Raw genomic sequence first — 13,522 nt, 5'->3', positions numbered from 1 at the left:
ATACTTATTTATAATCATACAATAATTATATAACTACATTTAAATGCTGTCAAATAATTTGCTATGATTTAATTAGTGTTATATAATGTTTTTATACGATACAATTAATGGGGTGAAAGTTTTGGAAAATAGAGATTTAAACATGGTGGTAAGAAATCTTTTAGAAATATTCCCGCCGCTCATGAAAAGAATTAAAAGAGTAGATTATATGAAGGAGTCAAATATTACACCTAATTCTTTTAGGATTCTACATCTGCTTTATTATCATGATAACCTGACTCTTTCAGATATAAGTCAACTAAACACAATGTCAAGCTCAAACTGTAGCCGGGCTGTAGATGAGCTTTCTGAAATGGGTTATACCTCTAGAACAAGAGATAGTGAAGATCGGCGTAAAACAAGAATATCTTTAACAGATTCTGGAATAAAATATGTTGAAGATGTGAAAGAAAAAATTGAAGAAAAGCTTTCAGAGCATTTGTCAGTCTTAAGTGATGAGGATCTTAAAATATTGCAGGATTCTTCAAAAAATATTTATAATGTACTCTCAAAATTAAATTGCATAGAAGAAAATTCTTCTAATTGCTAATTCAATAAAGGCAAAGAACCCCTGCCACAGGCAGGGGATTTCTTATATCAAATTATAAATCAAGACTTACAGCAGCCTGGATACTACTTCTATTTCCTCCAGGGGCAAATCCAGCGCCTAAATCAGCACTACCTCCGGCAAAATTCAAGCCAAAACCAGCTGTAAATACTCTTTCACCATCAGGCTCACTATAGGTTCCACCTCTAACTGTTACAAGCCGAAATAACATATCATTTTCAAACCCCAGATAAAGTACTGGATCTCCTGCTTTATCTTCAGTTAAAATCGGAAAATTGTCAATATCTGCAGCAAGGGTAGTCCCAATTACCGGAACCCTGGCAGAAACACCAATCCTGGAGCTTCTTGCTGGACTGTATTTTTCCTGGCGAGGAATTCTCTCATCCAATTCCCAGCCATTATTATAGGAATAAACTCTTTCATCAGCTGCCAGCTCAAGATCAGCAGCCCATAAATTTTCAATCATAACTCCCAGTTTAACCATCGGGGTCATCTGCAACATTAAACCGCCATCAAGAGCAAGGCCTGAATCAGTTGCCTGCCATTGACTTTGTGAAGGATCATTCCCATTTATCTCTAATTCATATTCACCTCTAGTTAAACGCTGATACCGAATATTGACACCATAAGAAGCTATCCCCACTTCCGCAGGTATAGTAAATATATCGCCTGAAAGGCCTAAACGGCCATCCTGAAGAAGCTGATAATCATAACTGGCTCCTGAATCGTTTTTCTCTCCTTTAACCCTGGCCTGAAAATTTCCGCCAGCTCCTGCAGAACCGAGTTTAAAGCCCAGTAATCCCTGGCCTGTCAGGTTTACCTCATCAGGTAAACTATCCAGAAAATCCTCAGGGCTATCAGCATCTTCAGAAAAGTTATCGATAGTTTCAGCTAACTCTCCATACTGAAATACATCATCTGCAACCAGACCTCCACTGGCTAAAAATCCAACTCTGCCAGATTGATATAACCCGGCTGGATTAAAAACCAGTGCAGAGGGATCATCACTTACTGCTGTAAATGCTCCCCCCATACCATATGGTCTGGCCAGTGCTTCTGCAGACATTAAAGGTTCAAGAGTAGTTTCAGCCTCAACCTCATATGAAATTAATAATACCAAGCTTAATACAATTATAAAAAAACCAATTTTTTTCAACATAAAACCTGCCCCTTCCTAATACTCCAGATTATTTAGATATTCTCTAAATTCTTCACCTAGATCATCTCGTAATAAAGCAAATTCCACAGAGGCCTTTAAAAATCCTAATTTATTGCCAACATCATAGCGATCGCCCTCAAAATCATAGGCTTCTAACCTTCTTTTTTTAGCAAGAGTTTTTAATGCATCTGTCAGCTGAATTTCTCCACCTTTACCAGGTTTAGTTTCAGCTATAATAGGAAAAATATCAGGTGTTAAAACATATCTTCCTAAAACTGCAAGATTTGAAGGAGCCTTTTCAGGATCAGGTTTTTCAACCATATCACTAACTTTTGCTCTTCTACCTGATCTTTCACTAAATTCTACCGCTCCATAAAGACAGATATCTTTTTTAGAAACTTCCTGACAGCCAATAACTGGTGAATCAGTCTCTTCAGCATGCTCAATTAATTGCCTGGTTACTGGTTTATCATTTACGATAATATCATCGCCTAATAAAACAGCAAAAGGCTCATCACCAACAAAACTTTCAGCACAGGCAACAGCATGGCCCAGTCCTAACTGTTCTTTCTGCCTGACTGTATGTATTGTAATCAAATCAGATATCTTTTCAACTGTTTCCAGCAGATCATATTTCTCTTTTCTTTCTAAAACCAGTTCCAGTTCAAGATCATGATCAAAATGATTCTCAATGCTTTCTTTGCCTTTACTGGTAATTAATAATATTTCTTCAATTCCAGATTCTACAGCTTCCTCAACAACATACTGAATTGTCGGTTTATCAACAATTGGCAACATCTCTTTTGGAATAGATTTTGAAGCAGGTAATAATCTAGTTCCATAGCCAGCTGCTGGTATTACTGCTTTTTTTACTCTCATCAATATCTGCCCCCTAAGTATTTTATTAAAACAAAAACCGACCGGCAAAATACAACCGGCCGGAATTATTTCCAACAACTTACCTTCTAAACTTTATCAATCATTACTAAAAACTTCTCTTTTAAATTTTCTAGCCTGGATTTTGCATTCTCTTCTGAATTAGCTCTAACCGCAAAATAAAACTTCAACTTAGGCTCTGTTCCGGAAGGTCTAATTGTAATTTTACTTTCATCAGCTAAAATAAACTGAAGCACATTAGATTCTGGTAAATTAATCTCTCTTTCTTCTCCACTTTTTAAATCCCTTGAAATCCTGCTTAAATAATCCTTAAAAACTACAAGATCCTCTCCTGCAATTTCAGCAGGGCACTCTTCTCTTAATGAAGCAATAATTCTTTCTATCTCTTCCTGGCCTTCTTTACCTTCAAGGCGCATAGACTCTAGATCTTCAAGAAAGAAACCATGTTCTTCCCTTAATTCAGATAATCTCTGAAGCAGATTAATCTCTCGTTCTTCCTGATAATAAAGAGCCATCATAGCAAGTAAAGCCGCTGCATTAACCGCATCTTTATCTCTTACATAAGTACCAGTTAAATAACCAAAACTTTCCTCAAACCCCAGGATGAACTCTTCATCAGTAGTTTCCATCTTTTTAATCTCTTCACCGATATATTTAAAACCAGTTAAAACATCTTTTACAATAGTATTATATTTATCAGCTATAGGTCTAATCATTTCTGTAGAAACGATAGTTTTAATAATTACAGGATTATCTGGCAATAGATTTTCCTCTTTCTTCCTGCTCAAAAGATAATCTGCCATCAAAACACCAATCTCATTCCCGTTTAAAGCAGTATAGCCCTCGCCATCCTTAACTAAAGCTCCTAACCTATCTGCATCAGGATCTGTAGCCATAATTAAATCTGGATTATAACTTTCAGCCAGTTCTAGAGCCAGAGTATAGGCATCTCTATCTTCTGGATTAGGACTAGTAACAGTTGAGAAATCTGGATCTGGCTCAGCCTGTCTCTGTACAACCATCATCTCTTTAAATCCCAGGGTACTCAAAATATCTCTGACCGGTTTATTACCGGTACCATGAAGCGGAGTATAAATAATCTTTAGATTATTACCTGCTTTATTTGCAAGCTCAACATCTGGCAAAACATCAATTACTGCTTCTTGATATTTTTCATCCATATCAGACCCTAAAATTTTAAAAAGACCTTCTTCTTCTGCTTCTGATTTATCCATTCTCTTTATTAAAGAAAAATCATCAAGTTCATTAATTTCTGCTATAACTTTCCTGGCTTTATCAGGAACTAACTGACAACCATCGCTCCCATAAACTTTATAACCATTATATTCAGGAGGGTTATGACTTGCTGTTACAACTACCCCTGCTTCTGCATTTAATTCTCTAACAGCAAAAGATAGTTCTGGAGTAGGTCTTAATTCACTAAAAAGATAAGCTTTTATACCATTCCCAGCCAGTACAAGAGCTGTCTCTTCAGCAAACTCTCTAGATTTATGTCTCGAATCATAAGCAATTACAACACCATTTTCTTTCCCATCTTCACTGTAATTGATAATATAATTGGCAAGCCCCTGAGTAGCTTTCCTTACTATATACTTATTCATTCTGTTAGTGCCGGCACCCATTTTCCCACGCATACCACCGGTTCCAAACTCTAAATTTTTATAAAACCTATCTTCTATCTCTTGCTCATTATCTTGAATTGATTCTAATTCTTCTTTGGTCTCCTCATCAAAATAATCATTCAATAACCAATCACGGTATTTTGACTTATAACTCAAGGTTAATCCCCCTTTATCAAACTTATCAAACTATCTAAATAAATACGAAGTTGTATTTTTCCCATAAAAATATTATATCATGATTTTCTATTAATTTCATTTTCCTGGTTTGAAGGCACGAAGGACTCTTATAACCTCATTAATATTCTCATCACTTAAAGCCGGATGAACAGGTAACGAAAGAACCTGTCTCGAAGCTTTTTCAGCTTCAGGACAATCAAAACTATCATAACCAAGTTTTTTATAAATTGGCTGCTGATAGGCAAGTCTAGGATAATGAATTCCATAGCCTATACCGTTCTCCTCAAGATGCTCAACTAAATCATCCCTGAAGCCGTTAATAACCCTTATTGTATACTGATGAAAAACATGAGATCTTTTTTCAGCTACCTTTGGAGTAACTAACCAATTTAAATCAGATATCCCTTCAGTAAGTTTCATAGCATTCTCTCTCCGGGATTTATTAAAATCATCTAACTTCTTTAACTGCTCAAGACCAATAGCTGCTGCAATATCAGTCATTCTATAATTAAAGCCTAACTCTTCATGATAATAGCGATCAGTCAAACCATGATTAATCAAGAGCTTTGCATTATCTGCGACTTCTTTATCAGATGTAACAACAATTCCACCTTCACCAGTTGTCATATTTTTTGTAGGATAAAAACTAAAAATTCCTGCAGTTCCTATTCCACCAACTGGCTCACCGGCAAACTCAGCTCCATGAGCCTGGGCAGCATCTTCTATTACTATTAAATCATATTTTCTAGCAAGCCTCATAATTGTATCCATATCAGCTGGTTGTCCAAATAGATGTACCGGCATAATCCCTTTAATATCAGGATCTTCCTCCAATTTTTCTAAAACCTTATAGGAATCAATATTATAGGTTAATGGATCAATATCAACAAAAACTGGTTCAATTCCGCTATAGAGCAATGAATTACAACTTGCAATAAATGTAAAAGGTGTTGTAATCACCTTATCTCCTTCTTCTAATCCAGTAGCCTTTACAGCCACATCTAAAGCTGTTGTCCCACTGGTTGTGGCAATACCATAATCCGCTCCAACATATTCAGCAAACTTATCATTAAATTCCTTTACCCTTGGCCCAGAAGCAAGCATGCCGCTATCCATGACCTTCATAACACTTTCTTTTTCTAAATCTGTAATTTCTGGATTTGCAATTGGAATCATATTTTCAAAATCCTTCCTAATTAGATCTTGCTATATTGATTTGTTTATCTTTATTATATACCTGATGTTGAATTACCTTAGTTAATTTTAAAGCTTCTAAACCATCTGACCCATTAATTAACGGCCTGGTGCCATTATTAATACAGTTAATAAAATGAGCTAACTGTGACTTTAATGGTTCCTCATCATTACTATAAGTCTCTTCATATTCATTATTTCTTTTATATTCAGAACTATCGGCCATAATATCCTGGCGGCCTGTTACAACTATTTTCCGCTGCAAATAATCAAGCTCAATATAGGAATTAGTTGTAGTTATTGACAGTGCTCTTACTTTTTTCTTTGTCGCCCTGCTGGCAGTTAAAGTAGCAATAGCTCCATTTCCTAAACTTAAATTAGCTACAGCATAATCCATATGTTTTTCTGAATCAACTTTTCTAGCAGTAGCAGAGACATTTGTAATATCTCCTGGAACTAAAGAGCTAACTACATCTATATCATGAATCATCAAATCCTGTATCACATCAGTATCATCAATCCTTGGATCATATGGCCCCATTCTCTCAACATGGAGAGCAACTATTTCTTCATCCTTTAAAATATCTGGCAGAGCCTGTATGGCAGGATTAAACCGTTCTATATGCCCTACCTGAACAATAAGATCCTTCTTTTTAGCAGCATTCAAAATAGCCTGAGCTTCCTCAACTGAATTAGTAATAGGTTTCTCAATTAAAATATGTAATCCCTTATCAATAGCTTTCATTGCAAGTTTAAAATGAGTGGTTGTAGGTGTAGCAATATTTACAGCATCAACCTCACTCATTAAATCGTCTACAGAATTATAAGCTTCAACTCCATAGCTTTCTGCAATCCCTATATTTCTTTCTCCATCAAGATCAAATACTCCTTTTAAATCACATAGATGCTTTAAGGCTGCATATGACCTTACATGATTCTTGCCCATGCTACCAACACCAATAACACCAATCTTCACTTTACTCATAACTTATTCATATCCTCCTAATTTAGCGACAGATTCCCCGTGAACTATTCTCAATAAAAGCAATAAGTTCTGTGATCTCTGCTGCTTTAAATTCGTTTTTAATTTTTTCTATCGATTGACTAATATTTAAACCTGAATAACAAATATATTCATATACTCTGGCCATAATTAATTTAAACTCTTCTCCCCGACATTTACCTAACCCTGATAATTTAGCTGGATGACCTTCAGCCTTAAAAAATGGAGGCAAATCTTTAATTACCTTAGAAGAACTCTTTAAAATAGAGGCCCTTCCTATTCTAACAAATTGATGAATACCTACCTGATTCCCAATTTCAGCTTCAGAACCTATTTCTACATGTCCAGCAACCTGAGTATTGTTACCAATTCTAATCCTATCACCTAACTGACAATCATGGGCAATGTGAGCAAAGGCCGATAAATAATTACCTGAACCAATTCTAGTCTCACCAGTATCTTTAGTTCCCCTATGAACAGTAACTCCTGGCCCAAAATAATTATCACTACCAATCACCAATTGGGTTGGCTCTCCCTGATAACCGGTATGCTGAGGAGGATATCCCAATAAAACCCCTCGGCCAATATGGTTGCCGCTGCCAATATAGGTCTTACCGACAATCTCTACATCTGCCTCCAGCACAGTATTCTTCTCGATCACAACATCTGGACCTATAATAACCCTGGGGCCAATCTTTACCCCATCGCTGATACTTGCCTCAGAAGATATTCTGGCAGATTCAGCTACATCTAAATCTAACTCCTGCTTTCCTATCATAATTAATTTCATCTCCACAATATAAATATTAATTATCTGTCATGTTAACGAACGATTATTCAAGCTTTAAATATACGAGATAATTATACCATAATTTAAAGGTCAAGGTCAAAACTAAAGGAAATTGCTGGTCTATCATTAGATAGTTCAGCTTCTATTCCATAGCTGTAGCAATCCAATCTTCTTGTTAAACCTATATTAATTCTATCCCATTCAGACTTGTCTCGCTCATATTTACCAGAAAACTCAATGCTAACACTGGATTGAGGAGACTCTGTAGGTATCCTAAAATTAATTTCTGGCCAGTATGACTCCTTTTCAGCCTTTTCATCTCGTTCAAGATATGGATCACCACTGGCCCAGACCCGTTCCTGACGCAAACCTCCAGCAACTAAATAACCAGATTCTGTCTCTTGCTCAAATCTTAGACCAATTCCTGTAGTCATATTTGCATAGGAGCGTTGTTCAGGCCTATTTATATAATAATACCAGTTATAATCACCTCTAGCTTCTACAGTCCAGCCATCAGTTATTTCCACAGAACCAGCCCAGCCAGGTTTAATCTCTATATGGCCTGTCTCTCTGCCTTTTTCATTTAATCTCCCCATACCTGCAGCCAGATTAAACCCATGGGGCAGAGATTTTGATATATCCAGATAGGGTAAATATTCCAGGCTATAACCTGAGCGATATCTCATTCTCCAGTTCATATAATTTCTTCCAGAAATTTGATAACTCTGTCTATCCAATTCACCATTTCTATAATCCTGATAAAAACTAATATCAATTCCATCAAGCCTATTCCTTAATAAATATTCCTGGCGATATTCATCAGACATAAAATCAAAGGTATAATCATATTTAAACCTGAATGGCGAAGGATTATAATCAAAAGTTAATTCTAAAGGTTTTGCTATATCCGCCTCATCTCTCGCATCTATTATATACTCAAGTTCTCTGCTCTGTTTACCACTAATAGTAAAATCCTCTGTCAACTGATGATTCCAGCCTGCAAAATAACGTTCAGAAATTTCATCTTCCTCATCATGATATAAAAGGCCTGTTTCAATCTCAAAAAAATCAACAGGTTTATAGGTTAATATCGACTCAAAAATCTCTTCATACTCCAATTCATCATCATCAGGCTCATCAATCTCTTCCCTGGAATAATTTGTGTTAAGATCTAAATTTTCCACTAGACTAAAGTGATTAGTAGCACTAAAAAGTTGCAGACCTCTCTGAGTATTAGTGAAATAAAAGCCACCTGAAGTTCTATCGAATAACTCATAATTGTACTCCAACTCAAGATATAACCCCTCAACAGTATCATATCCTATTTGATATGTCGGAACCGGCCTGGATAATCTCTCCTCGCCAGTCTCTTCATCTTTTTCATAATGTAATACATAACTGCCTAGAGTAAATATCCTGTTATTCCCCCAGTAAAAAGAAACATCTTCAGCTACAGCTCTATCTCCTGGGTATATCTTAATTGTATCTGCCTCTAATCTATAATGAGGATCAGGCTGAATACATGGTGTTAGAACAGCTTCCTCAACTTCAATGGCGTGATCCATTTCACTAACAATAGCTATCCTACCCCCAGTAAAATTAAGACTATCAATCTCACTTTCTGCTGCTAAAATCTGACCTTCACCGATATTATAATTAAAAAATAATTCTTCACCTTTAATACTCTCTTCTTCAGTCCTCAGTTTAACATCGCCGGTAGCCCGGATTTCATTGTTAACTATATAAACAATAATATCATCAGATTCAACCTCTAAACCAGGAATCCGAAAAAAGACATTTCCACTGGCTGTTAACTCCTGTAGATCATAATCATATGTAATAGTATCTGCATCAATAATATATGGCTGATCTTCAGCAGCCACCACAGAAGAAAATAATATTACAAATAAAAAAACCAGAAATACCGATCTACTCAGCCTACTCATCATTATACCACCTTTCAAACAACTTTCAAAAAAAAGACCGGACGGGTTATCGGTACCGACCGGTCAAAAATTTTATATAACTGACATATTTTCAAAAAGTTTATTAAAAACGAATTTCAAAACTTGCCTGAACATTTGATTCTACCTGATCAAATTCTGGCATTTCTCCAGCTGAATTCAAACTATCCAGCATCTGATAACCAATGGATAATCTACTGCTATCAGTAACATTTAAATCCAGGCCAATATCAAGTTCCCAGCCGCCCTGGCTCTCTAAAGTATCCTGAAGATTATTAATATCAAATAATTTATAAGAAGTACTTAAAGTGGCTAAATCAAGCAAGTCAAGTTCAAGACCTGTAATAGTCTGTCTCATTTCTTCATAATTGTCAATCTGATAACTGGCCCTGATATTACCCAAATTATCCTGATATTCAAGCCCAAAAACAGTAGAGCTTCCTCCAGAAGGATTAAAGATATTATCTGAAATATAATCAGCTGAAACAAAAACATTACTTGCCGGCTGATATGATATTCCAAGTTGAGCCATTTCACTTAACTGCTCTATAAACTGAGACTGGATTTCTTCAGCAGCTTGAACAGCCTCAACATCAGATTCAACATTCTGGCTATCATCAAAATTATCTATATTTGCCGCTGTAACAGTATCGCTGGAATTTTCAACAGATTCATCTATTAAATCATCTTCATCAATTTCAAGTTCACTATCTTCCCAGGATGAGCTAGATCTCTGGCCTATTCCAGCTCTAATTGTCATGTTAGGGTTCATATCATATGAAAGGTTAAAACTTGTTAAACTTTCTTCGCCCCTCTCAGTTTCCCCGGATCTCTGATCAGCTGAAATATATGCCTCCCTGCCAAAGGGAAGATCAATTCTATTATTATCAGTATTATTTAATTGCAGAACCTCTCTTAAATCCCTGATTCCCTCAGAATTTTGAACCATTGAGAATAATTCATCTTCCTCATACTGTTCTTCACCAAATTGAGATGCTAGTGCAAAAAGTTTTTCCTGCCCTTCATCAGAAAACTGCTTGAAGTTATCATCAGGAAGTTCAAGACCTGTACTATCAAGAGCAAAGACCTGCCTGACATCATTACCGTTAAATCTCTGCAACCAGGTATCTGGATTACTCAAGCTATCTGCCTCTACTACTCCAGGCATAAATATATTTATCATTATAAGTCCAAAAATCATAACAAAAATTAACCTGGTTTGACGCATGGTCTCCACCCCCTTTTGGTTTATGCATAGTCATTACTTAAATTATAGCAAATTAAGCAACAAAATACCAGCCTTTTTAAAAGAAAAAAGAGAATTTTATTTAAGCAGGAATTCCTAATATAAAATAGAATAAGTCATATAGAGCTTATTAAATTTTTCTCTAATATTTTAGCCATAAAAGGAGGACTTTCTAACCATGAAAACCCTGTCTTATAAAACTAAAGTAATAATTTTTACCATCGTAATAGTTTCTATATTATCTTTTTTAATAATAAATAATTACTCCCAATCTTCAGCTTATTATATGAAGGTCTCTGAGCTTTTAGAAGAGACTCCTGATTCAGATAGATATTTAAGGATTTCTGGAGTACTTCTGCCTGAAACAATAACCTGGAACTCTGAAACAGAAAACCTGGAATTTACCATAAGAGATCCGGAAACAGATGACCTGCTCGATATAAAGTTCAATGATGAAGAACCAGATAATCTTAAAAACAATGACTTAATCCTGGTAGAGGGTTATTATCAGGATAATAGTCTCAAAGCTGAACAGATTCTATTCCAGTGCCCTTCACAGTACGAGGAGCAGGTAAATTGATTGCCGAAAAAAATAGAATAAAGAATTACCAGGCCAGTAATCTTAAATTTTCTAGAGATGGCTATAATATAATAAATGATATCAGTTTTAAATTATCACCAGGCCAGATAACAGCTCTCTTTGGTCCTAATGGAGCAGGTAAATCAACTTTACTCAAGCTTCTTGCCGGTATCTGGAAACCTGATTCAGGCAAAATTAGCTGGTTAAACCATCCTGATCTTAAAGATTTTAATATAGGTTACATAGGTCACGAATTATTTCTCTATAAAGATCTAACTGCCAGGGAAAACCTGGAATTCTTCGGCCAGCTTTATAAAACAAATAACTTAAACAATAAAATAAAAAATTTAATAAAAGCAGCTGGACTGGAACTCTGGTTAAATGAACCAGTCCGTAAATATTCTAGAGGCATGCAGCAGAAACTAACTATTTGCAGGACATTTTTAAATTCACCAGATTTACTTCTACTGGATGAACCCTTTACCGGCCTGGATACTAAATCAGCCAATTTTCTCATAAAATTAATCAACCAGAACAGAAATATTCCTGTCTTATTTACCAGCCATAATATCAGACAGGGCTTTAAGCTTGCTGATAACTGGATGATTCTACAGGCTGGAAAAATAATCAAGCGCTCAAAAAAGCAAAATCAAGATGAGCTTGATACATTTATTAAAAATTATGATAAAATACTTGCAGGTGACATATTAAATGGAGATGCTTAAGACAGCAATCTTACTAATAAAAAAAGATATCCAGTTAGAAAAAAATACCGGACAGCTTTCTGGTGCAATCCTGCTTTTTGCCCTGCTTGCAGGAACAATATTTAGCATGGCCTTTCTCCCGGGACAGAACCAGCTTCAAAACTTTTTCCCTGGAATCTACTGGTTTACCCAGATCTTTGCAGTGATGCTTGTTTTAAATAGATCATTTATCCGGGATACAGAAAATTCCTGCCAGACAGCCATCCTGATGGCCCCAATTTCCAGAGAGATGCTTCTACTGGCCAGAATCTTTGCTAATTATCTGCTTTTTTTATTATTATCAGTAATAATAAGTCCTGTACTTTTTATTCTTTTTGATGCAATCCCGATCTCAGGCCCATTCTGGCTACTACCTATTGTTTTACTGGTCAATTATGGCCTGGCATCAACAGGTTCCTTATTAGCAGCCCTGGCAACATCTACCAGAATCAGCGATATTCTATTACCGGTATTATTATTACCGGTCCTGATTCCCCTTATCCTTGCTGCTATCGAAACAACCCGGGTATTATATTTTAGCCAGTTAGATTACAACCAGCTCTACTTCTGGTTATTATTTATGCTCATTTACAATATTATCTCAACATTAATCAGCTATCTTTTAGCGCCATATTTAATGACCGAATAATATAAATTGTTGGAGGCCAATATTATGCGAGATTTTCTAAATAAAATTGAAAAATATCTATTCTACCTATTAGGAATAATAATCCCTTTATCAATTCTTGCCATCTTCCATTACGCCCCTAAAGAAAGGGTGATGGGCGATGTCCAGAGGATTTTCTATTATCATGTCGGTTCAGCCTGGGTAGGTTTCTTTGCATTCTTTATAGTTTTTATTGCAAGTATCCTTTATCTTCGGAAAAAAGAGACTGGATACAACCGAATTGCCCTGGCTTCAGCAGAAATAGGCGTTATATTTACAACAATAGTTTTAGGTACAGGTATGCTCTGGGGCCGTTCTGCCTGGAATACCTGGTGGACCTGGGATCCCAGGCTAACCACATCCTTAATACTCTGGCTTATGTATCTAGGTTACCTATTTCTCCGACTGGCTCTCCAGGATGAAGAAAACGAAAAACAGCAGCGCCTGGCCGCAGTTTTCGGAATCATAGCCTTTGTCAATGTTCCCCTGGTCTTTTTCTCTATCCGCTGGTGGAGAACAATCCATCCAGTAGTAATAGAAGTCGGCGGAACAGGCTTAAGCCCAAGGATGATCCAGGTTTTAATCTTTTCAGTCCTTGCTATCACAATTCTATACCTGCAACTGATTTCTCTTAAAATCAAGCAACTTAAAAATAAAGAAAGAGTTGAAAAGATCCAGAATACTTTAAGAAGAAAGGAGGGCATGGCTCCCTAAAGCCATTAATATGAACTATTTATCTACAGCATATTTGATTTTTTGGATATTAATATTCTTTTATATCTATAAAGTCCGTAAAACCAACCATGAACTAACTGAAAAAATAGAGATACTTGAAGAGAAACTGGAAGAACT

General features: G+C 36.0%; 13 protein-coding genes. 5 read left to right on the top strand and 8 right to left on the bottom strand.

Going from position 1 to position 13,522, the window contains the following annotated elements; translation table 11 throughout:
- Positions 1-142: 142 nt before the first annotated feature.
- On the top strand, positions 143-589 hold the full coding sequence (locus I0Q91_RS12050; RefSeq protein WP_270454827.1) for a MarR family winged helix-turn-helix transcriptional regulator: 447 nt from the start codon (positions 143-145) through the stop codon (positions 587-589).
- A gap of 52 nt (positions 590-641) precedes the next feature.
- Here I0Q91_RS12050 and I0Q91_RS12045 read toward each other — a convergent pair whose 3' ends face one another.
- The 8 genes from I0Q91_RS12045 to I0Q91_RS12010 all read right to left on the bottom strand — a co-directional run bounded on the left by I0Q91_RS12045 (position 642) and on the right by I0Q91_RS12010 (position 10,662).
- The gene (locus I0Q91_RS12045) at positions 642-1,766 is read right to left on the bottom strand and encodes a PorV/PorQ family protein (RefSeq protein ID WP_270454826.1); all 1,125 of its coding nucleotides are present in this window, start codon (positions 1,764-1,766) and stop codon (positions 642-644) included.
- A 15-nt stretch (positions 1,767-1,781) separates the two neighbouring features.
- Entirely contained in the window at positions 1,782-2,645 is an 864-nt protein-coding gene (gene galU / locus I0Q91_RS12040) for a UTP--glucose-1-phosphate uridylyltransferase GalU (RefSeq protein WP_270454825.1), read from the bottom strand.
- Between the two features lie 86 nt (positions 2,646-2,731).
- A complete protein-coding gene (locus I0Q91_RS12035; RefSeq protein ID WP_270454824.1) occupies positions 2,732-4,462 on the bottom strand; it encodes a phospho-sugar mutase in 1,731 nt (576 codons plus the stop codon).
- Positions 4,463-4,558: 96 nt separating this feature from the next.
- Positions 4,559-5,659 carry a DegT/DnrJ/EryC1/StrS family aminotransferase gene (locus I0Q91_RS12030; RefSeq protein ID WP_270454823.1) on the bottom strand — a complete coding sequence of 367 codons (1,101 nt, stop codon included), beginning with the start codon at positions 5,657-5,659 and terminating at the stop codon, positions 4,559-4,561.
- 16 nt (positions 5,660-5,675) lie between these two features.
- On the bottom strand, positions 5,676-6,662 hold the full coding sequence (locus tag I0Q91_RS12025) for a Gfo/Idh/MocA family protein (protein ID WP_270454821.1): 987 nt from the start codon (positions 6,660-6,662) through the stop codon (positions 5,676-5,678).
- Positions 6,663-6,684: 22 nt separating this feature from the next.
- Complete coding sequence (gene lpxA / locus I0Q91_RS12020; RefSeq protein WP_270454820.1) at positions 6,685-7,458, bottom strand: acyl-ACP--UDP-N-acetylglucosamine O-acyltransferase; 774 nt, start codon at positions 7,456-7,458, stop codon at positions 6,685-6,687.
- 95 nt (positions 7,459-7,553) lie between these two features.
- The gene (locus I0Q91_RS12015; RefSeq protein WP_270454819.1) at positions 7,554-9,416 is read right to left on the bottom strand and encodes an LPS-assembly protein LptD; all 1,863 of its coding nucleotides are present in this window, start codon (positions 9,414-9,416) and stop codon (positions 7,554-7,556) included.
- A gap of 103 nt (positions 9,417-9,519) precedes the next feature.
- A complete protein-coding gene (locus I0Q91_RS12010) occupies positions 9,520-10,662 on the bottom strand; it encodes a hypothetical protein (protein ID WP_270454818.1) in 1,143 nt (380 codons plus the stop codon).
- A gap of 196 nt (positions 10,663-10,858) precedes the next feature.
- Here I0Q91_RS12010 and I0Q91_RS12005 point away from each other — a divergent pair, with 196 nt between their 5' ends.
- Genes I0Q91_RS12005 through I0Q91_RS11990 form a run of 4 tightly spaced genes read left to right on the top strand, consistent with a single transcriptional unit; the run spans position 10,859 to position 13,384 of the window.
- Positions 10,859-11,260: a cytochrome c maturation protein CcmE domain-containing protein gene (locus tag I0Q91_RS12005; RefSeq protein WP_270454817.1), complete on the top strand. Its 402-nt coding sequence runs from the start codon at positions 10,859-10,861 to the stop codon at positions 11,258-11,260.
- Complete coding sequence (locus tag I0Q91_RS12000; protein ID WP_270454815.1) at positions 11,257-11,985, top strand: ABC transporter ATP-binding protein; 729 nt, start codon at positions 11,257-11,259, stop codon at positions 11,983-11,985. Before I0Q91_RS12005 ends, I0Q91_RS12000 begins: the two co-directional genes overlap by 4 nt.
- Positions 11,972-12,652, top strand: a complete 681-nt coding sequence (locus I0Q91_RS11995) for a heme exporter protein CcmB (RefSeq protein WP_270454814.1) — start codon at positions 11,972-11,974, stop codon at positions 12,650-12,652. The genes I0Q91_RS12000 and I0Q91_RS11995 overlap by 14 nt, the downstream gene beginning before the upstream one ends.
- Positions 12,653-12,676: 24 nt before the next feature.
- Positions 12,677-13,384, top strand: a complete 708-nt coding sequence (locus I0Q91_RS11990; protein ID WP_270454813.1) for a cytochrome c biogenesis protein — start codon at positions 12,677-12,679, stop codon at positions 13,382-13,384.
- Positions 13,385-13,522: the final 138 nt, after the last annotated feature.

The organism is Halonatronomonas betaini (genome assembly GCF_015666175.1).
In the GTDB taxonomy this organism is placed as follows: Bacteria; Bacillota; Halanaerobiia; order Halanaerobiales; family Halarsenatibacteraceae; genus Halonatronomonas; species Halonatronomonas betaini.
This window is presented reverse-complemented; position numbering and strand designations above follow the sequence as displayed.